Genomic DNA, 22582 nt, shown 5'->3' with positions numbered 1-22582 from the left:
CGTCGCCGGAGTCCACCGCGACAGCATCGGGTGTGCGGGCCACCCACTGCGCAAACAATTCGGGCACGGTGGTGCCTGTCGGCTGCTCGTCCGTCCCGGCCGCACTCCAACCGGTCAGACGTTCGCGCTCGCCCGGCAGCCAGATGTCAGTACTGCTGACCAGCACCGATGGGTCGGCTGCCACCGCACCGAGTACCTGCACGAAGCGAGTCGCCAGAGCCTTCACCGTCGCCTCGTCGAAAAGGTCGAGCGCGAACTCAAGACCGCCCGAGAGCCCGCCGGGGGATCCGTGGGCGTCAGCTTCTTCGGCCAGCTGCAGAGTCAGGTCGAACTTGGCCGAGCCCAGCTCTATCGGTTCCACGGCTACGTCGAGCCCTGGGAGTTCCAGTCTTCCTCGCGCGTTGTTCTGCAGGACGAGCATGACCTGGAGCAATGGCTGTCGCGCGGCGGACCGATCCACTCCCAGGACGTCGACCAGGCGGTCGAAGGGAACATCCGCGTGCGCGTGGGCACCCAGGTGCACCTCACGTACCCGGTCCAGCAGCTCCACGAACGAGGGATCACCCGACACATCCGTACGCAGCACCACCGTGTTCACGAAGAACCCGACCAGATCGTCCAGACTCTCATCGGAACGCCCGGCCACCGCCGCACCCACCGGCAGATCCTCACCCGCACCCACCCGCGCCAGCACCACCAGCAGCGCCGCATGCAACACCATGAACAGCGACACCCCACGCTCCCGCGCGAGGCGCGTCAGCCGCCCGTGTGTCCGGGCGTCGACCGCGAAGGGGAGGGTGCGGCCCGCGTGCGAGGCCGCTGAGGGACGTGCCCGGTCGAAGGGCAGCGCGATCTCCGCCGGCGACCCCTCCAGCACCTCACGCCAGTACGCCAACTGCCGCGAGACCAGACTCTCCGGATCCCCCTCCGAACCCAGCACCCGCCGCTGCCACACCGCATAATCCGCATACTGCACCGGCAACGCATCCCAACCCGGCACACCACCACCACACCGCGCCCCGTACGCCACCGACAGATCCCGCAACAACGGCGCCATCGACCAGCCATCCGCCGCAATGTGATGCGCGACAAGCACCAGAACCCACTCGTGCGGCCCCAACTCGAACAACCGCGCCCGCAAAGGAGCTTCAACCGCCAGATCGAACGGCTCCCCCGCAACCGACGCCAACGCCCCGGCAAGACCCTCCCGCGACACCACCTCCACCCTCAGCCCGGCCACCGCCCCCACCAGCACCCGCTGAAGGGGCTCACCATCAACGACCTCAATCACCGAACGCAACGTCTCATGCCGGCCCACCACATCAGCCAGCGCCCCACGCAACGCCACCACATCCAGCACACCCGACAGACGCACCGCAACCGGCATGTTGTACGCCGCACTCGAACCCTCGAACTGATCCAGGAACCACAACCGCTGTTGCGCATGCGCCAACGGCATCCGTTCGGATCGCGGGGCAGCGACCAGCGGGGGCCGTGTGTCGGTGCCGCCCGTACTCAAGTGGGCGGCGAGGCCGGCCGGGGTGGGGGTGTCGAAGACGGCTCGTACGCCCGGGTCTGCGCCGAAGGCCGCGCGGATGCGGGCGGCCAGACGGGTCGCGAGGAGCGAGTGGCCGCCCAGTTCGAAGAAGGAGTCGTCCGCCCCCACCTGTTCCTTGCCCAGTACGTCCGCGAACAGGGCGCACAGGACTTCCTCTTCCTGGGTGCGCGGTGCGCGGTAGGCGCCCGCGGTGAACTCCGGTTCGGGCAGGGCCTTGCGGTCGATCTTCCCGTTGGGTGTCAGAGGCATGGCGTGGAGCGTGACAAACGCCGCGGGGACCATGTATTCGGGCACCCGCTCGCCCACGAAGGCGCGCAGCGCAGCGGTTTCGGGAGCTCCGGCCCCGGGCGCCGTGGTCACGTAGGCGGCGAGCCTGCTGCTGCCTGTGTGGTCGGGGCGGGCGACGACGACCCCCTGCGCAACATCGGGGTGTGCTGTGAGGGCGGTCTCGATCTCACCGAGTTCGATGCGGAAGCCGCGGATCTTGACCTGGTTGTCGGTCCGGCCCGCGTACTCCAGCTGTCCGTCGGCGTTCCAGCGCGCCAGGTCTCCGGTGCGGTACATACGGCGGCCCGGGGCGAAGGGGTTGGCAACGAAACGCTCGGCGGTGAGGGCGGGCCGGTGCAGGTAGCCGCGTGCGACACCGTCCCCGGCGACGTAGAGATCTCCGAGAGTTCCGGTCGGGACCGGGTTCAGGGCCTGGTCGAGCACGTATACCTGGGTGTTCGCGATGGGCCTTCCGATGGGCGGCGTGCCGGTGCCGCCCGGTACGACGGCGAGTGTGGACCAGATGGTCGTCTCGGTGGGCCCGTACATGTTGGTGACGTTCTTGGCCGTTGCGTGGAGTGTGCGGGCGAGTTCGGCCGGCAGAGCCTCGCCTCCGACCAGCACACGCAGCCCTGCCAGAGAGTCGGGGGCGTGGTTGACCAGCATCTGCCAGAACGAAGGGGTGGCCTGCGCAACGGTCACCCCGTGGCGCTCTATCAGGTCCAGGACGGCGGCCGGCTGCAGCACCGTGTCCCGGTCTGCCACCACGACGCCCGCACCGTTGAGGAGCGGGAGGAAAATTTCGAGCGCGGCGATGTCGAAGGCGATCGTGGTCACGGTGAGGAACCGGTCGGAGGCTCCCAGCCGGAGCGTGGACTGCATCGAGGAGAGGAAGTTCTGGAGGGCCCCGCGGGAGACCACCACGCCCTTCGGCTTCCCGGTCGAGCCAGAGGTGTAGATCGCGTAGGCGGCGTTCTCCGTGGAGCACAGGTCTGGCGTCGGGGCGGTGCGGGGGTAGGAGCTGATGTCCTGGGCCAGCGCCTCGGTGTCGAGAACGAGCAGCGGCCGGGCGTCGCTGAGGACCCATTCGTTGCGTGTGGAGGGAAAGTTCAGGTCGATGGGCAGGTAGGCCGCTCCTGACTTCAGTACGGCGACAAGGGCGACGACCATGTCGCAACCGCGGGGCAGTGCCACGGCGATCACGTTCTCCGGGCCGGCGCCCCGTTCCATGAGCCAGTGGGCGAGACGGTTGGCCCGGACGTCGAGTTCCCGGTAGGTGAGCGTGGTCGCGCCGTCCGTGACCGCCGTCGCGTGGGGGGTGCGGGCAGCCTGTCGCTCGAAGAGTTCAGTGATGCTCTCAGTGGGGGCGGGAGCCGCGGTGTCGTTCCAGTCGACGGTCGTCCGCTCCCGTTCGGCCGGCGAGAGCACGTCGGCGCGGGAAAGGGGCTGGGCGGGTGCTTCGGCGAGCTGGTGCAGCAGACGCAGCAGCCGGTCGGCCATGGCTTGCACGGTGGTGCGGTCGAAGAGTCCGGCCGCGTACTCGATGCTGCCCTGCACGACCGGCCCGGCAGAGGAGAGCACTTCTCCCATGTTGAAGGTCAGGTCGAACTTGGCGCTCTGGGTGCCGACGGCTTCGGGCGCCACGTCGAGTCCGGGCAGTCCGAAGTCGGGGCGTGCCACGTTCTGCCAGATGAACATGGTCTGGAAGACCGGGTGATATGCCGTGGAGCGCTCAGGGTTGAGCAGTTCCACGAGCCGCTCGAAGGGGATGTCCTGATGGTCGTATGCGGTCAGGGCCTTGTTCCGGACGCGGCCCAGGAGCTCTTCGAACGTGGGGTCGCCCGACAGGTCGGTGCGCAGCACCCAGGTGTTGGCGAAGAATCCGACGAGATCGGACAGTGCTTCGTCGGTGCGCCCGGCGATCGGCGATCCGATGGCGATGTCGTCACCGCCGCCGAGTCGGCCGAGGAGCGTGGCCACGGCCGCCTGCATGACCATGGAGAGCGTCGCCCGGTGGGTGCCGGCAAGGGTGCCGAGACGCTTGGCGAGTTCCGCCTCGACGACGAAGCCGACGCGGTCGCCGTCGTGGCGGGTACCGGAGGTGCGCGGCCTGTCCAGCGGAAGTGTGAGGGGCTGTGGGATGCCCTCGAGCTCGTCCTTCCAATAGGCGAGCTGCGTGGACAGGAGGCTGTGCGGGTCGTCCTCCGATCCCAGCAGCTCCTGCTGCCACAGTGTGTAGTCGCCGTATTGCACGGGCAGCTCTTCCCAGGCCGGGGCTTGCCCGGACGTGCGGGCGGTGTACGCGGTCACGAGATCCTTGACCAGCGGCGCCATCGATTCGCCGTCAGCAGCGATGTGGTGCACGACGATGACCAGGAGGTGTTCCTGGGGGCCGCGGCGGATCACGGCTGCGCGTATGGGTATCTGCGCTGCCAGGTCGAAGGTGTGTGCTGTGAAGTCCGCCGCGGTCTGCCCGCCCCCGTCCTCCGCCGCGGGAATCACGGTGAACTGGAAATCGCCGGCGGTGGGAGCCAGTACTTCCTGATACGGAGTTCCCGATGCATCGCTCTTGATCAGGGTGCGCAGGCTGTCGTGCCGGCCGATGACATCCAGCAGGGCCGACCGCATTGCCTGGATGTCCAGGTCGCCGGTGAGGCGCAGGGCCATGGAGATGTTGTAGGTGCTGCTGGGGCCTTCCAGCTGGTCGAGGAACCAGAGGCGGCGCTGCGCGAAGGACAGGGGAATCACTTGGAATCTGCTCCTTGAGTCATCCGGCGCAGCCGAGGCCTGCTGGACCTGTTCATGCTCTGCCAGTTCGCTGACAGATCGGAAACGGTGGGAAATTCAAAGAGGGAACGGATCGGGATCTCGACCTCGAGCCGGACCAGGATCTTGCGGGCGAGCCGGGTCGCCAGGAGGGAGTGGCCGCCGAGGTCGAAGAAGGAGTCATCGATGCCGACCTTTTCGAGGCCGAGGACTTCGGCGAACAGTTCGCAGAGCGACTCCTCCTGCGGCGTTCGAGGCGGACGGGAAGCTGCGGTGGTGAGTTCCGGTTCCGGCAGAGCTGCGCGGTCGAGCTTTCCGTTGGGGGTCAGCGGGAAGCGCTCCAGGACGACGAAGGCACTGGGCACCATGTACTCGGGCAGCCGGTCGGCCACGTGAGTCCGCAGCTTGTCGACGGCCGGCGCGTTGCCGCCCGTGGCCGGGGTCACGTAGGCCACCAGCCGGGTGGCGCCGTCCGGCGTTGTGGCTGCGGTGACCGCAGCGCGACCGACGTCGGGAGCGGCGGTCAGCGCGGCTTCGATCTCGACCGGTTCGATCCTGAAGCCGCGCACCTTCACCTGGTGGTCGGTGCGGCCCGCGTATTCCAGCTGTCCTTCGGTGTTCCACCGTGCCAGGTCACCTGTGCGGTACATCCGGGTGCCGGGTGCCCCGTGCGGGTCGGCGACGAATCTGTCGGCCGTCAGCGCGGGCTGCGCGTGGTAGCCGCGGCCCATGGAGGCGCCGGCGACGTACAGCTCGCCCACGGAGCCGGGCGGGGCCAGGGCCAGGCCGGGTCCGAGGATGTAGGTGCGGACTCCTCCGAGCGGTGTGCCGATGGGAACACTGCCGGCCCCCGTCCACGGCTGTCCTGCGGGCAGGGAGAAAGCTGTGGCGTAGAACGTCTCGCTCTGGCCGTAGCCGTTCACGACGCGGGTCTCGGGCCGTGCCCGGCGGATACGGCGCACCAGATCGCCCGGGAGCGCCTCGCCGGCGAAGACGAGGGTGTCGGCCGGTATGCGATCCGGGTTCTGTTCGAGGAGTTCGGCCAGCACCGAGGGAACCGTGCCGGCGATGTCGCCGCTCCAGCCTTCTCGCTCCCCGATGACCAGCGCGTCGCGGACCAGGTCGAGCGTTGCGCCCGTAGTGAGGGCAGTGAAGATCTCGAAGACCGAGACGTCGAAGTTCACCGACGTGCTGGCGAGCATGCGCAGTCCTGGGGCCGCGCCGATGATCTCGGCCAGGTGCGAGATGCCGTTGGTGATGTTGCCGTGAGTGATCGTGACGCCCTTGGGGGCGCCCGTCGAGCCGGAGGTGTACATCACGTAGGCGGCGTGTTCCGGGCGCAGCGCGCTGCGCCACTGCGAGTCGCTCGGTTCGCAGGCTCCGGCATCCGTGGCCTTCTCGAGATCGGTGAAGTACAGGCGCTCGACCGGGCCGGGCGGCAGCGCCGGGTCGGTTGCGGTGTCGGTGAGCAGCAGGCGGGGCTGGGCGTGCGTCAGGACGTACTCCAGGCGACTGCTGGGGTACGCGGGGTCGATGGGCAGGTATGCGCCGCCGGCTTTGAGTACGGCCAGCAGAGCCACTACCAGATTCGGGGTCCGGGGCAGCGCGACCGCGACCACGGTCTCGGGACCGACGCCTCGCCGGACAAGTTCATCGGCGGCCAGGGTGGCCCGGCCATCGAGTTCCGCGTACGTCAGGGTGGTGTCTGCGCAGACGAGGGCTGTGGCATCCGGGGTCAGGGCTGCCTGCCGCTCGACGGCTGCGGGGACGGTCGTGGGGCTGAGCTGCGTGCCCTCGCTCACGTCGGCCAGGGCCCGCCGGCGCTCGTCCGATGTGAGCAGCTCCACCTGTGCCACGCGCTGTTGCGGTCCGGCTGCGATCTGGCGAAGGATCCGGGCGAGCCGGTCGGCAAGCACCCGGACCGCCGATCCGCTGAGGGCGTCACGCTGGTAGTGCAGCGTCAGCCTCAGCAGGGGATCGGCCGCGGCGATCACGGTGAGCGGGTAGTGGGTGGCGGCGTAGGGACGTGTCCCAGTGATCGCGATATCCGTGCCGCTGTTGGCACCGCTGAGTCCGGCCTGGTCCACCGGGAACGACTCGAAGGCGATCATGGTGTCGAACAGGACGTTCAGTCCGGTGCCCTGATGTATTTCGGTGAGTCCGTGATGGTGGTGGTCCAGCAGCGCGGCCTGCCGTCCCTGCAGTCCGGTCAGGACATCGGCGAGGGTGTCTCCCGGCGTGTACCTCACGCGCACGGGCAGTGTGTTGATGAACAGGCCGACCATGGAGTCGATGCCGTCCAGTGCGGGCGGACGGCCGGAGACCGTTGCTCCGAATACGACGTCCTGCCGACCGCTCATTCCTGCGAGAAGGAGTCCCCATGCGCCCTGGACAAGTGTGTTGAGGGTGACGCCGAGTTCAGCCGCGCAGCGGGCGAGTGCCTGGGCGTCTTCGGCCTGAAGGGGCACCTCTGCCTGCTCGACGCCTGACGGACCGGTCCCCCGGGGCAGCACCGCGGCAAGCAGGGTGGGTTCGATCACTCCGTCCAGCTCACGCCCCCATGCACGTGCGGAGAGTTCCTGGTCCTGCCCGGAGAGCCAGGACAGGAAATCCCGGAAACCGCGTGCCCGGGGCAGGAGTCCCGGGTCCGCGTGGCCGGCATAGAGCCGCAGCAGATCCTGGATCAGTACGGGCAGGGACCAGCCGTCGAAGAGGACGTGGTGAGCGGTGAAGATGAGCTCGGAGCGAGCATCGCCGGTCCTGACGAGAGTCATGCGCAGCAGAGGCGGGCGGGCGGGGTCGAAGTTGGTGCGCAGGTCCTGGTCGAGCAACTCCTCGTACGCCCGTTCGCGGTCATGCTGCGAGTCGAGGTGCTGAAGGTCGATTTCCTGCCAGGGCAGTTCTGCGTCGTCGACGACGAGCTGGACCTGTCCGCCGGTGGAGTCCTGGGCGAACGCGACGCGCAGGTTGGGGTAGCGGTCGAGGAGTGCTTGTCCGGCCGCCCGGAGGCGGGTGGCATCGACCGGTCCGGTGAGCTGGAATGCGAACTGCATGTTGTAGTCGTCGAAGCCGGCCGTAGCGAGTTCCGCGTGGAAGAGCAGGCCGGACTGCAGTGGTGTCAGCGGCCATACGTCGGCAAGGCCGCGGTATTCGGCGTGCCACGTGTCGATGTCTGTCTGGCTCGCTTCGACCAGCGGCAGGTCGGAGGGGGTGAACCCGCCGGCTGCCGGATCGGTGCGGACGTGGTGGGCCAGCGCGCGGAGTGCGTCGACCCACAGGCTCGCGAGTTCGTGGACGTCGTGGGAGCCGAGGAGGCCGGCGGGGAAGGAGAATACGGCGCCGAGCTGTGCTCCGGCCGTGCCTTCGGTGACGACTGCGTTGATGTCGAGAGCGCTCATCACTGGCATATCGGCGTCGAGGCCGGCGATCGCGCCGCCTTCTGGTGCCTGAGCCCAGCCGAGCCCGCGCAGGGCCTCCGGCATGTCGGCGGAGGAGAACCGGCCGAGGTAGTTGAAACCGATCTGCCCCGTGCCGTATCCGGCCAGTTGCTGTGCCGTCGCCACGTTGAGATGGCGTAGCAGCCCGAAGCCCATGCCCTTGTCGGGTACGGACCGCAGTTGTTCCTTTACCGCCTTGACCGCGCGACCTGCTGCCGCACCGCCGGCGAGGGCCTCGGTCAGGTCACAGCCCGCGATGTCGAGGCGGACCGGGTACATGCTGGTGAACCATCCCACGGTGCGCGCCAGGTCGGCGCCCGGTACCAGTTCCTCCTCACGGCCGTGTCCCTCGAGCCGGATCAGTGCCGAGGTTTCCGTGATGCCGCGCCGGGAGCGCCACTGGGCGAGGGCGAGTGCCAGGGCGGTCAGCAGTCCGTCGTCGACTCCACCGTGGAAGGCGGCCGGCAGTGTGGTGAGGAGTGTCTGCGTCACCTCGGCGGGTACCGCGACGTGCACCCTCTCCACGGTGGTCATCGTGTCGACTGCGGGGTCCACCGCGCGTGTGCCGAGCAGCGGGTCGGAGCCGTCCAGGAGCGTTCGCCAGTAGGGGAGTTCGGCCACACGTTCGGTGCGCGTCGCTTCTTCGACGAGCGCGTGCGCCCATCTGCGGGCCGAGGTGCCGACCGCAGGCAGCACCGGGGGGCGGCCGGCCCGGACCTGTTCCCAGGCGGCGGCGAGGTCGGGCAGCAGGATGCGCCAGGACACGCCGTCCACGACGAGGTGGTGAAGGACCACGAGCAAGCGGCCGGCGCCGCCGTCGGCGGGCGTGAACCGGACGAACTGCGTCATGACGCCCGATGCCGGGTCGAGGCGGCCCGCCGCAGCGTCGAGTTCGCGGGTCAGCAGCTCCCGCCATGCGTCGCTCTCCCAGCGCCCGTCGCACTCGACGCGGTGGATGACGGATTCGGCCGGCACCGAACCCGGCGTGCCGATCTCCAGACCTGCTTCGTCCCCGGCCACCAGGCGCGAGCGCAGCACGTCATGTGCGTCGAGCACGCCCTGCACGGTTGCGGCCAGGGTGCCCGCCGCGACTTCTTCGGGCAGTGTCAGAACCATCGATTGCTGGAACCGGCCGTAACCACCGCCCAGTTCCAGGAGATACCGGCCGATCGGCGGCAGCGGCGACCAGCCCGCTCCTCCGCCCTCCAGCTCGGCCAGCGCCGGCGTCGTGGTCAGGTCCTGCCGGCCCTCCGCGAGGCAGGCCAGGCCGGCGACGGTCCGGTGTTCGAACACTTCTCGGGGGCTGATCTCCAGTCCCGCTGTGCGGGCACGGGCGACTACCTGAATGGAGCGGATGCTGTCTCCGCCGACGGTGAAGAAGTCGTCATCTACACCGACGCGTTCCACACCGAGTACATCGGCATAGACAGAGCACAGCAGTTCCTCGAGGGCCGTGCGCGGGGCGCTGTAGGTGCGGCCGAAGGTGACCTCCGGCTCGGGCAGTGCGGCCCGGTCGAGCTTTCCGTTCGCAGTCAGAGGCAGCTGTTCCAGCCGCATGAACGCGGCCGGGACCATATAGGCGGGGAGCCGGCCACTCACAGATGTCCGCACCACGTCCAGTTCGAGGTCGCGGTCCGCACCGACCAGGTAGGCGATCAGCTGCTGTCCTCCCCCGCCACGTCCCTCACGCACGACCACCGCGGCCTGAGCCACCGACGGATCGGCCAGCAGGGCGGCCTCGATCTCTCCCGGCTCGATCCGGAAGCCTCTCAGCTGCACCTGGTCGTCGCTGCGGCCCAGGTGCTCCAGGCGTCCGTCGGCGAGCAGGCGGCCGATGTCACCGGTGCGGTACATCCGTGCGCCGGCGGCGCCGTGGGGGTTGGCTACGAAGCGGCTCCCGGTCAGGCCAGGCCGGTTCAGGTAGCCGCGCGACAGTCCGGCTCCCGTCACGTACAGGTCGCCCGGGACACCGGGCGGCTGCGGCCTGAGCCTGTCGTCCAGGACGTAGACAGCCAGGTCGGGAATCGGCACGCCGACCACCGACCCCGGAGCGGAGGCAGCCGTGGCCGCGTCGAACGCGACGTAGGTGATGTGCACCGTGGTCTCGGTCGTTCCGTACATGTTCACCAGGACCGGTGCGTCTTCGGCGTGCCGCGCGTACCACGGTGCCAGGCGTCCCGGGTCGAGTGCCTCGCCGCCGAACACCACGTGGCGCAGCGCGAGCCGGTCGCCCACGGCGGGCGCCTCCACGTCCGCGGCCATGAGCTGGTAGAACGCCGACGGAGTCTGGCTGAGCACGGTGACGTGCTCGTCGGCGAGCAGGGCGAGGAAGTCGTGCGGATTGCGGCTGGTCTCGTAGGACACGACGACCACGCGGCCTCCGTGGAGCAGCGCTCCCCACAGTTCCCACACCGAGAAGTCGAAGGCGTACGAGTGGAACAGCGTCCACACGTCGCTGGGTCCGAAGCCGAACCAGCCGTCGGTTGCGTCCATCAGACGCATCACGTTGGCGTGGTCGACGACGACGCCCTTGGGCCTTCCGGTGGAGCCGGACGTGTAGATGACGTAGGCAGGCTGCCCCGGCGAGACGACCACGTCGAGGTGGGCGGCCGAATAGGTCAGGCTTTCGGCAAGGACATCGGGGGTGACGGTGGTGACCGGCCGGGAGTCTTCGCGCATGTACGCGATGCGGTCGGCAGGGTAGGAGGGGTCGACCGGTACGTACGCCGCTCCCGACTTCAGGATGCCAAGGATCGCTACCGCCAGCTCGTGCGTCCGCGGCATGCTCAGCGCCACGAACCGCTCCGCTTCCGCGCCACGCTCCCGTAGCAGTCGGGCCAGCTGGTTGGACCGTTCGTCGAGCTGGCGGTAGGAGAGGACCGAGGAACCGAACGAGACGGCGGGTGCGTCCGGCGAGTTCCGGGCCTGCCGCTGGAAGCGGGAGACGACCGTGCCGGTGACCGGGACGGTGCTCGGCGCGGCCGTGAGCTGGCGGCGTTCGGCCTCCTGAAGCAGCGAGACCTCTGCAATCGGGGCGAGTGGGCGGGTCACCACTTCGTGCACGGTGCGCACGAACCAGGCTGTGAGTGCCTCGGCTGTAGTGCGGTCGAAGAGATCGACTGCGTATTCGACGCTGCCGAGCACCCGGCGCCCGTCCGGCCCGGTCGACTCGCCCATCCCGAAGGTCAGGTCGAATTTCGCGGAGTCGACGGCCACCGGCTCGTAGCCCACCCTCAGGCCATCCAGCTCGAAGTCGGGTCTGCTGACGTTCTGCCAGATGAACATGGTCTGGAAGAACGGGTGGTAGGCGGTTGAACGCTCAGGATTGAGCAACTCCACCAGCCGTTCGAACGGCACGTCCTGGTTGTCGTACGCCGTGAGGGCCCTGTCCCGGACCCTGGCCACGACGTCGCGGAAAGCGGGTTCCCCGGAAAGATCGGTGCGCAGTACCCATGTGTTGACGAAGAAGCCGACCAGGCCGCTGAGCGCCTGGTCTGTCCGGCCGGCGATCGGCGAGCCGATGGCGATGTCCTCGCCGCCGCCGAGCCGGTGCAACAGCACCGCCAGTGCTCCCTGGAGCACCATCGACACCGTCGCGTTCTCACGGCGCGCCAGGCTCTCCAGGGATGCGTAGAGATCCGGCTCGATCACGAACTCGACGCGATCACCACGATGGCTCGCCACGGACGGGCGCGGCCGGTCCGTCGGCAGCTGCAGGGGCTGCGGGACGCCCGACAGCTGCGTCTTCCAGTAGGCCAGCTGTTCGGAGAGACGGCTGTGCGGGTCGTGCACGTCGCCGAGCAGGGTTTCCTGCCACAGGGCGTAGTCGGCGTACTGGACCGTCAAGGGCTCCCACCGAGGCGCGACGCCCTCCAGACGTGCCCGGTAGGCAGCCACCAGATCACGTGACAGGGGCGCCATCGACTCACCGTCGCCGGCGATGTGGTGCACGACGAGCACGAGCACATGTTCGTCGGGCGCGACCATGAAAAGGGTGGCTCGCAGGGGGATCTGGGAGGCGAGGTCGAACGAGTGAGCCGCCGCCCGTGCGACTCGCTCCGGGATGTCGGCGGGCTCCACCTCGACCAGTTCCAGGTCGGGTATCGCCTCGTTCGCTGCCCGGATGTACTGGTGGGGGATTCCGCCCGTATCCGTCAGCACGGACGTCCGCAGGCTCTCGTGCCGGGCCACGATGTCGGCCACCGCCCCTTGCAGGGCCCGCACGTCCGCGGCACCGTGCAGCCGCAGCGCGATCGTGATGTTGTACGTGGCGCTGGGGCCCTCGAACTGGTCGAGGAACCAGAGGCGACGCTGGGCGTACGACAGGGGCAGCCGCTCCGGCCGGGGCAGTGCCTGCAGCGGCGGGCGTGCTTCGTCGGCCACCACCAGACGCGCCGCGAGAGCCGCCACGGTGGGGGCTTCGAACACGCTTCGCACCGTGACCTCGGCGGTCAGGACTGCCCGCATCCGCGATACGAGGCGGGTCGCGAGGAGCGAATGGCCGCCGAGGTCGAAGAACGAGTCGTCGATGCCGACCGATTCCAGGCCGAGGATCTCCGCGAACAGTCCGCACAGGACCTCTTCATGCGGGGTTCCGGGCGCCCTGGTCTCGCCGGCGGTGAACGCCGGCTGCGGCAGAGCCTTGCGGTCGACCTTTCCGATGGGGGTGAGAGGCAGGGCGTCGAGCACCGTGACTACGGCCGGGACCATGTACTCGGGCAGCCGGTCGGCCAGGAACTTCCGCAGCGCTGTCGGATCGGGGGGCGTCTCTGCGGCTGCGGGGGTGGGTGCGGCGTAGCCGACCAGCTGCTTGCCCTGGCCGACTCCTGGTATCTCACGAGCCACCACGATCGCCTGGGCGATGTCGGGGTGGCCGGTCAGTGTTGCGCCGATCTCACCGAGTTCGACGCGGAATCCGCGCACCTTGACCTGCTCGTCCACGCGGCCGACGAACATGATCTGGCCGTGCTCATTCCACCGGACGAGGTCGCCGGTGCGGTAGAGACGTTCGCCGTTTCCGAAGGGGCTGGCAACGAACCGGCCCGCGGTCAGGGCGGCCTGGTTCAGATAGCCGCGTACGACTCCGGATCCGGCTACGTACAGCTCACCGACGAGGCCCGGCGCTACGAGATGCATTCCCGTGTCCAGGACGTACAGACGCATGTTGTCCAGCGGGCGGCCGATCGGTACTTCGGTTGCGTCCTCAGGCACCGGGCCGATGCGGTTGTAGGTGGCGAACACGGTGACCTCGGTGGGGCCGTACATCACCACGACCTGTGTGTTCGGGCAGGCTTGTTGCACGCGCCGCACGGCGGCGGGCGACACGACATCACCGCCGGGCCGCACTTCGATGACGGCGGCGAAGCAGTCCGGGTGCTCTTCGGCCATGACGGCGAAGAGGCCGGCCGTGAGAAACAGGCCGGTGACCTTGCTGGAGCTGATGAGTTCAGCCAGTTCCTGAGAGTCGACGCGGCCCGGCGGGGCGATCAGAATGTGCCCTCCGTTGAAGAGCGGCACCCACACCTCGTACGTCGATGAGTCGAAGGAGTGCGGGGAGTGCATCAGGACGCGCTGAGCCGCACGGTCGGTGAAGCCCTTGTCGAAGATGAGTTCCGTCGCGTCCCGGTGTGATGAGGGCACTCCCTTGGGCTCACCTGTTGAGCCGGACGTGAACATCACGTACGCCAATTGATCCGGGTGCACTCGCACGCCCGGATCCGACACCGGACCCGCCACAGTGGCCGCGACGTCCTCAGCTGTCAGGACCACCGATACCCCAGCGCCCGCACACAGCCGCTCGCGGTGCTCCCGCGACCAGTCCGGGAACAACGGCACATACGCCGCCCCCGCCTTCGCGATACCGAGTTCCGCCACGATCAGCTCGATCGACCGCTCCATCCACACCGCGACCAGCGACTCAGCGCCCGCACCCTGGCTGAGCAGGAAGTGAGCAACCTGATTCGCCCGCGCATCCAGCTCGGCATACGTCAGCCGCACATTCCCGAACTCCACCGCCGGGGCGTCAGGGGAACGGACGACCTGCGCCGCGAACAGTTCGGGGAGTGTGGTGGTGGGTATTTCTGTGGCGGTGCTGTTCCAGTCGTTGAGGGTGTCGCGTTCGCCGGGCAGGAGGGTGTCCAGCTGGGCGAGGGTCTGGTCGGGGGTGGTGGCCAGGGTGTGCAGGAGATGCTGGTAGCGGTCCAGGATCTGCTGTGCCTCCTCGATGGTGAACGCGGCCGGCTGGTAGTCCAGCCGCAGCCGCATCCCCTCACCGCCCGGGATGACCGCGAGTGCGAGCGGATAGTGAGTGGCGTCCAGACCCTCGACGATACGGACATCGAGAGCACCGGCACCGTCGGCCGCGGCAGCCGGAGCCCGCACGACCGGGTAGTTCTCGTAGACGGTCAGAGTGTCGAAGAGCTGCCCCGCGCCCGCGAGCTGCTGGATCTCGGTCAGGCCCAGATGATGATGGGCCAGCAGCCCCGCCTGCTCCTGCTGAACCCGCTCCATCAACGCAGCGATCGTCTCCGCCGCATCCAGCCGGACCCTCACCGGGAGCGTATTGATGAACAAACCCACCATGCTCTCCACACCCGGCAACTCCGCCGGACGCCCCGAGACCACCGAGCCGAACACCACATCCTCACGCCCGGTCAACCCACCGACCAGAACACCCCACATCACCTGCACCAGCGTGTTCACCGTCACACCCCACGAACGGGCAAGACCCGACAGCTCCCCCACCAGCCCCGCACCCAGCTCCGCCCTCAACCGCTCCGGAACCTCCGTACGCCCCTGACCGAACCCCGGCGCCACCAGCGTCGCCGACTCCACACCCGCCAACACCTCACGCCACGCCAACTCCGCCGCACCCCGGTCAGCACCCGCCAACCACGCCAGATAATCACCGAACGGACGCACCACAGGAAGCACACCAGCCCCCCGCCGGTAAAGCTGGAACAGCTCACCGAACAGGACAGGCATCGACCACCCATCAAGCAGAATATGATGATTCGTCAAAACCAGACGATGCCGCTCAGCCCCCAACCGCACCAACACCCACCGCAACAACGGCGAACCCGCCAGATCAAAAGACCGACCCCGCTCAGCATCCACCAACGCCTGAACATCATCCTCAGGCAAAGAGGACGCTGAGACGTCCAGAACACGAAACGGCGTCTCCACCCGTCCGGGCACCACCTGAACCCACTGGCCTTCAGGTGTCTGGCGGAACCGGGACCGGAGATTGGCGTGTCGGTCCAGAAGCCCCTGCGTCGCCTCCCGGAGCCGGCCCGCGTCCAGCACACCCGTGAGTTCGAGTGTCAGTTGGGAGGTGTAGACATCGAGTTCATCGCAGTCGTATCCGGCGTGGAAGGCAAGGCCTTGCTGCAGCGGGGACAGCGGAAGAACATCGTCGAGAACAGCACCCTCGACCTCGAGCTCGCTCTCCAGAGTGTCGACGTCGTACTGGGTAAGAGCCACCAGAGGGAAGTCGGAAGGCGTGTGACCACCCGCACGACCCTCACTCACCGCATCCGCGATCGCCGTCAGCTCCGCGAACCACGCCTGAGCAAGCCGCGCCACCCGCTCCTGCTCCAACACCCCACCGGCCCACGACCACACCGCCCGCAACACCGGACCATCCCCAGCATCCTCCACCAGAGAATTCACCTCGACCACATGCGCCAACGGCATGCCCGGATCCATACCACCCGACAGACCCGCAGCCGCCCCAAGCACGGCATCGACACCGGACTGCCCGACCGCCGAACCGTCACCAGTGGAGAACCGCCCGAGGTAGTTGAAGCCGATCTGCGGCCCCGCACCCGCAAGCTCACCCGCGGTCTCCGGATTCAGATAACGCAACAAACCGAACCCGACACCCTTGTCAGGAACCCGACGCAACTGCTCCTTCACCCGCTTCACCGAAGCAACAACATCCCCCTCCCCCGGCACCAGACACACCGGATACACCGACGTGAACCAACCCACCGTCCGCGTCAGATCAACACCCGCGAACTCCTCCCGCCCATGACCCTCAACATCCACCACCACCGAACCACAACCATCACCACGCCAACCACGCACCGCCCGAGCCAAACCCGCCAACAACACATCATTGATCTCACCGTGAAACGCCCCCGGCACCACACCCAGAAGACGACGCGACACCCCAACCGGCAACCGCACCTCCAACTGACCCGCCGACGAAGCCACATCACACACCGCATCCAACCGCCGCGACCCCAACAGCGGATCAACCACCCCACACACACCACGCCAGAAACCAAGCTCACCCACACGCTCACGCGACTCACCAACCAGCAAACGCGCCCACCGACGGAACGACGTCGCCACCCCACCCAACTCCGGCACACGACCCGCCACCAACGACTCCAGCGCCACACGCACATCCGGCACCAGAATCCGCCACGACACCCCATCCACCACCAAGTGATGCACCACAAGAAGCAGCACACCCTCAACACCAGGACCCCGGTCGAACCACACCCCCTGCACCATCACACCACCCGCAGGACACAACCGACCCTGCGCACCACGACGCTCCGACGTCACCACATCCCGCAACGCCCCATCCGACAGACCACGCACATCAACCCGACACACCAGATCACCCGGCACCCCACCCACCGCCGGCACCGACAGACTCCACTGCCCCCCATCCGACAGCTCCGCCCGCATCCGCAGCACATCATGCCGATCCACGACCGCCCGCACCGCATCCACAACATGCCCCAGCCCCGCACCCACCGGAACCGGCACACCCATCGACTGGAAGAAGCCCTTGAGCAGGCCCTTCCGTTCGGCGAACAGCGCGACAACGGGCGTTGCGGGAACGTCGCCCACGGCCTCACCCGCGGCCTCGGCTTCGACGCCGTTCGACTCGGCGGTTCCCGCCACAGCGGCCAGCGCCTCAACCGTCCGCCACCGGAACACATCCCGCGCCGAGAACATCACACCAGCAGCACGCGCCCGCGCCACCAGCTGAATCGCGACGATCGAATCCCCGCCCAGATCGAAGAACGACTCATCCACGCCCACCGAATCAAGGCCCAGAACACCAGCGAAGAGACCACAGAGCATCTCTTCCTGGTCGGTGCGCGGCCGTGCCGACGCACTACTGCCGTACTGCGGCTCCGGAAGCGCCTTGCGGTCGACCTTGCCGCTCGTGTTCAGGGGGAGCGTATCGAGCAGCACGACCGCCGCGGGGATCATGTACTCCGGCAGCCGCTCAGCCACGAACTCCCGCAGCATTCGTGACTCGGGGGCAGCGCCCGGGTCGGCAGGCACTGCGTAACCGACCAGTTGCCTGTTCCCTGCAGCCGTCTCGCGTGCGATCACCACGCTCCGCGCGATCCCGGGGTGCGCGGTCAGCGCGGCCTCGATTTCGCCGAGTTCGATGCGGAACCCGCGGACCTTGACCTGGTCATCCGCCCGGCCTGCGTACACCAGCTGGCCGTCGTGGCCCCAGCGAGCCAGATCTCCGGTCCGGTACAGCCGCTTCCCTACGCTGAAGGGGCTGGCGACGAAGCGCGACGCGGTCAGCGCGGTCTGACGCAGATAGCCCCGGGCGAGGCCGGCACCCGCCACGTATACCTCACCGCTCACGCCGGGAGGCACGGGACGCAACCCCGCGTCCAGGACATACACCTTGGTTCCCGCGACGGGGCGGCCGATCGGCGGGGCCTGCCCGTTGGTGGTGAGCGGTTCACTGAGGGTTGCCGCGATCGTCACTTCGGTCGGGCCGTAGGCGTTGACCATCCGGCGTCCGGGCGCCCACTGCGCCACTAGCTCCGGTGGGCATGCCTCCGCGCCGACCACCGGTGCGGACAGCACGCTCTCCGGCAGAGGAGGCACTGTGGCCAGCACGGCCGGCGGAACCAGGGCGTGTGTCACATTCCCGGCTCTCAGGACCGCGGCCAGTTCGTCTCCCACCACCACACCGGACGGCGCCACGACGAGGGCGGCTCCCGAGCCCCACGCCATGAGCAGTTCCATCACCGACGCGTCGAAGCCGGGCGAGGCCAACTGCAGTACCCGGCTGTTCCGGTCGAGGTCGAATCGCTCCGCCATCGACACCGCAAGCGCTTCTACGCCCGCATGGGTCACGGCGACTCCCTTGGGAATCCCGGAGGATCCCGAAGTAAAGATCACGTACGCCAGGCTGTCGGGCGCGGGGGCGGCTGTCGGCAGTGGCTCCGGCGCAACCGGTTCGCCTTCAGCCCCCGCCATCATTGCGGCATCGATCACAAGCGTCGGTTCGGCCTGATCCAGCATGTGCCGCACGCGCTGTTCTGGATAGGTGGGATCGATCGGCAGCCAGGCAGCGCCGAGGCGGGACACGGCCAGGACGGCCACGATCAGCTCGACCGAGCGGCCGAGCCGCAGCCCGACAACGTCATCGGCTCGTACCTTCCGCGCCGCCAGCCAGCGGGCGAAGCGGCCTGCTCGCGCGTCGACCTCGGCGAACGTCCAGCGCTCTCCACCGAACACCACCGCCGGCGCGTCAGGAGTCCTGCGCACCCAGTCTCCGAACAGGCCGGCCAGCGAACGACTCTGGTCCGCGCGGCCGCTGTCGTTCCACGTGGTCAGTTCGTCACGCTCACCCGGCAGCAGTATGTCCAGCTCGTCCACACGCACCGATGCGTCCACTGCGAGTGCTGACAGCAGCTGCCCGAAGCGGCGGACAAGGGTCTGTACTGTCTCGTTGCCAAAGATGTCGACGGCGAATTCCAGCGCACCGCTCAGCCCGCTGGGGTTGCCGTCCGGGTCGGATTCCTCGGCCAGCTGCAGGGTGAGGTCGAACTTCGCGGTACCCAGCTCGACCGGTTCCACCGCGACGTCGAGCTCCGGCAGCTCCAACCGTCCCCGCACGTTGTTCTGAAGGACCATCATGACCTGAAAAAGCGCCTGCCGGGCAGCGGAGCGCTCCGCTCCCAGCGCATCCACCAGCCGGTCGAACGGAATGTCGGCGTGCGCATGGGCCCCCAGGTGCACCTCCCGCACCCGGTCCAGCAACTCTACGAACGACGGATTACCCGATATGTCCGTACGCAGCACCACTGTGTTCACGAAGAACCCGACCAGATCATCCAACCCTTCGTCCGAACGACCTGCCACGGGCGCTCCGACGGGCACGTCCTCGCCCGCCCCCAGTCGGGAGAGCAGCACCACGAGCGCGGCATGCAGCACCATGAACAGGGTCACTCCCCGCTCGCGTGCCAACTCCAGCAGCGCCCGGTGCGCATCGGCGTCAACGGAGAACGGCACACTCGCGCCCCGGTACGAGGCCACGGCAGGCCGCGGGTAGTCGAAGGGCAGCGCCAGTTCGGCCGGTGCCCCTGCCAATGCCTGGCGCCAGTAGGCCAGTTGCTCACTGGCCACGCTCTCAGGATCGCTTTCGGACCCCAGTACCTCGCGCTGCCACACGGCGAAGTCGGCGTACTGTCCGGGCAGCTCGTCGAACGCGGGGGCCATCTCCTGGTGGCGTGCCGCGTAGGCAGTCGAGAGGTCCTTGAGGAGTGGCGCCATCGACCAGCCGTCCGCGGCTATGTGATGGAGTACAAGCACCAGTACATGGCTTTCCTGGCTGATGCCGAACAGCGAAACACGGACGGGGATTTCCTCGGCCAGTTTGAAGCAGTAGGCCGCGGCTCGGCGGGTCGCGCTGGAAAGGTCGTCCTCCGTCACACGCTCCGTGTGAAGTTCCGGCCGGATCTTCTCCAGAATGCGCTGGCTGGGTTCGCCGTCCTGTACGGCGATGACCGTACGCAGACTCTCGTGTCTTTCCACGACGTCCATCAGAGCGGCCTTCAGCGCCGACACGTCGACCTTGCCGGTGAGGCGAAGGGACACGGCAATGTTGTACGCCGCGCTGGGTCCTTCGAGCTGGTCGAAGAACCAGATTCGACGCTGCGCATACGACAACGGGATCACGATGTGCCCCTCTCTCGCGACATACGGCGGAACTTGGGCCGCGCCGGACGTGCAGTGGGTAGAAGTTCGGAAAGTTTGGTGACGGTTGGTGCCTGGAAGATGTCCCTGGCGGTGAATTGCAATTTGAGGCGTCCGGCGATCCGCACGGCCAGTTTGCTGACGAGCAGGGAATGTCCGCCGAGGTCGAAGAAGGAGTCGTCGATGCCGACCGATTCCAGGCCGAGTACCTCGGCGAAGAGTTCGCAGAGCGTCTCTTCCTGTGCGGTACGCGGCCGTGTCGACACCGTGCCGGTGTAGTCGGGCTCCGGGAGGTTCTTGCGGTCGATTTTGCCGTTGACGGTCAGGGGGAAAGCGTCCAGGACCATGACTGCCGCGGGGATCATGTACTCCGGCAACCGCTCAGCCATGAATTCGCGCAGGGCCTGTCCGGTAGGGGCTGTGTCCGCAGCGGCTGGAACCGCGTAGCCGACGAGCTGCTTGCCCGCCGCCGGCAACCGGCGGGCCACCACGACTGCCCGGTCGATCTGCGGATGCGCCTCAAGGGCACTCTCGATCTCGCCGAGTTCGATGCGGAAGCCCCGGACCTTGACCTGATCATCCGCCCGACCTACATAAACAAGCTCACCCCCAGCATTCCACCGCACCAGATCCCCCGTGCGATACAACCGCCCACCACCACCGAACGGATCAGCCACAAACCGCGACGCAGTCAACCCCGACCGACCCACATACCCCCGAGCCACACCAGCACCCGCTACATACAACTCACCAACCGTACCCGGCGGCACCAAACGCAACCCCCCATCCAACACAAACGCCCGCACCCCATCCAACGGCCGCCCCACCGGAACATCCGAAACATCCCCACCCAACACATCCATCCGATGACACGCAACAAACGTCGTCGCCTCCGTCGGCCCATACCCATTAACCACCACCAACCCAGGACACACCGACTGCACCCGACGCACCGCCGCCGCCGGCACCACATCACCACCAGCCCACACCTGCACTACCGAACCAAAACACCCCGGGAACTCCTCAGCCATCACCGAGAACAACCCAGCCGTCAACCACAACCCCGTAACCCCACTCGACACAATCAACGACGCCAGCTCCCCAGCATCCACCCGCCCCGCAGGAGCCACCACCACCTGACCACCACTCAACAACGGCACCCACACCTCATACGTCGACGCATCAAACGAATGCGGCGAATGCACCAACACCCGCCCATGCGCCCCACCCGCAAACGCACCATCCTCCGCCAACGCCACCACATCCCGCTGCCGAACCCCCACACCCTTCGGCACACCCGACGACCCCGACGTAAACATCACATACGCCAACTGATCCGGGTGCACTCGCACGCCCGGATCCGACACCGGACCCGCCACAGTGGCCGCGACATCCTCAGCCGTCAGAACCACCGACACACCCGCAACCCCACACACCCGCTCCCGATACTCCCGCGACCAGTCCGGGAACAACGGCACATACGCCGCCCCCGCCTTCGCGATACCGAGTTCCGCCACGATCAGCTCGATCGACCGCTCCATCCACACCGCGACCAGCGACTCAGCACCCACCCCCTGACCGAGCAGGAAGTGAGCAACCTGATTCGCCCGCGCATCCAACTCCGCATACGTCAAACACACATCCCCGAACTCCACCGCCAACGCGTCAGGAGCACGAACCACCTGCTCCGCAAACAACCCAGAAATCGAACCAGGGCCAACAACATCCACCGAACGCCCGTGCCAACCCGCAAGCTTGTCGCGTTCGCCGGGCAGGAGGGTGTCCAGCTGGGCGAGGGTCTGGTCGGGGGTGGTGGCCAGGGTGTGCAGGAGATGCTGGTAGCGGTCCAGGATCTGCTGTGCCTCCTCGGTGGTGAACGCGGCCGGCTGGTAGTCCAGCCGCAGCCGCATCCCCTCACCGCCCGGGATGACCGCGAGTGCGAGCGGATAGTGAGTGGCGTCCAGACCCTCGACGATACGGACATCGAGAGCACCGGCACCGTCGGCCGCGGCAGCCGGAGCCCGCACGACCGGGTAGTTCTCGTAGACGGTCAGAGTGTCGAAGAGCTGCCCCGCGCCCGCGAGCTGCTGGATCTCGGTCAGGCCCAGATGATGATGGGCCAGCAGCCCCGCCTGCTCCTGCTGAACCCGCTCCATCAACGCAGCGATCGTCTCCGCCGCATCCAGCCGGACCCTCACCGGGAGCGTATTGATGAACAACCCCACCATGCTCTCCACACCCGGCAACTCCGCCGGACGCCCCGAGACCACCGAGCCGAACACCACATCCTCACGCCCGGTCAACCCACCGACCAGAACACCCCACATCACCTGCACCAGCGTGTTCACCGTCACACCCCACGAACGGGCAAGACCCGACAGCTCCCCCACCAGCCCCGCACCCAGCTCCGCCCTCAACCGCTCCGGAACCTCCGTACGCCCCTGACCGAACCCCGGCGCCACCAGCGTCGCCGACTCCACACCCGCCAACACCTCACGCCACGCCAACTCCGCCGCACCCCGGTCAGCACCCGCCAACCACGCCAGATAATCACCGAACGGACGCACCACAGGAAGCA

3 protein-coding genes (2 of these 3 cut by a window edge) are annotated in these 22582 nt (G+C 67.9%); all 3 read right to left on the bottom strand.

The features are described from left to right. Tightly spaced (each overlapping or abutting the next), the 3 genes in view from OG584_RS34555 to OG584_RS34545 form a layout consistent with a single transcriptional unit that may run on beyond the window. Positions 1 to 4573 carry the 5' portion of an amino acid adenylation domain-containing protein gene (locus OG584_RS34555; protein WP_405783773.1) on the bottom strand. 10166 nt of this gene lie to the left of the window's left edge, so 4573 of the gene's 14739 nt are visible here — the first part of the coding sequence; its start codon is at positions 4571 to 4573; its stop codon lies off the left edge, out of view. After that, entirely contained in the window at positions 4570 to 19986 is a 15417-nt protein-coding gene (locus tag OG584_RS34550) for an amino acid adenylation domain-containing protein (protein ID WP_405783771.1), read from the bottom strand. The genes OG584_RS34555 and OG584_RS34550 overlap by 4 nt, the downstream gene beginning before the upstream one ends. Beyond that, positions 19983 to 22582 carry the 3' portion of an amino acid adenylation domain-containing protein gene (locus tag OG584_RS34545; protein ID WP_405783769.1) on the bottom strand. 15895 nt of this gene lie beyond the right edge of the window, so 2600 of the gene's 18495 nt are visible here — the last part of the coding sequence; its start codon lies beyond the right edge, outside the window — the gene reads right to left on this strand; it ends in the stop codon at positions 19983 to 19985. Before OG584_RS34545 ends, OG584_RS34550 begins: the two co-directional genes overlap by 4 nt.

Origin of the sequence: Streptomyces sp. NBC_00859 (genome assembly GCF_045161865.1) — a bacterium.
Lineage (GTDB): Bacteria > Actinomycetota > Actinomycetes > Streptomycetales > Streptomycetaceae > Streptomyces.
Note: the sequence above shows the minus strand (reverse complement) of the source record. Positions and strands in the feature narration are given on the sequence as shown.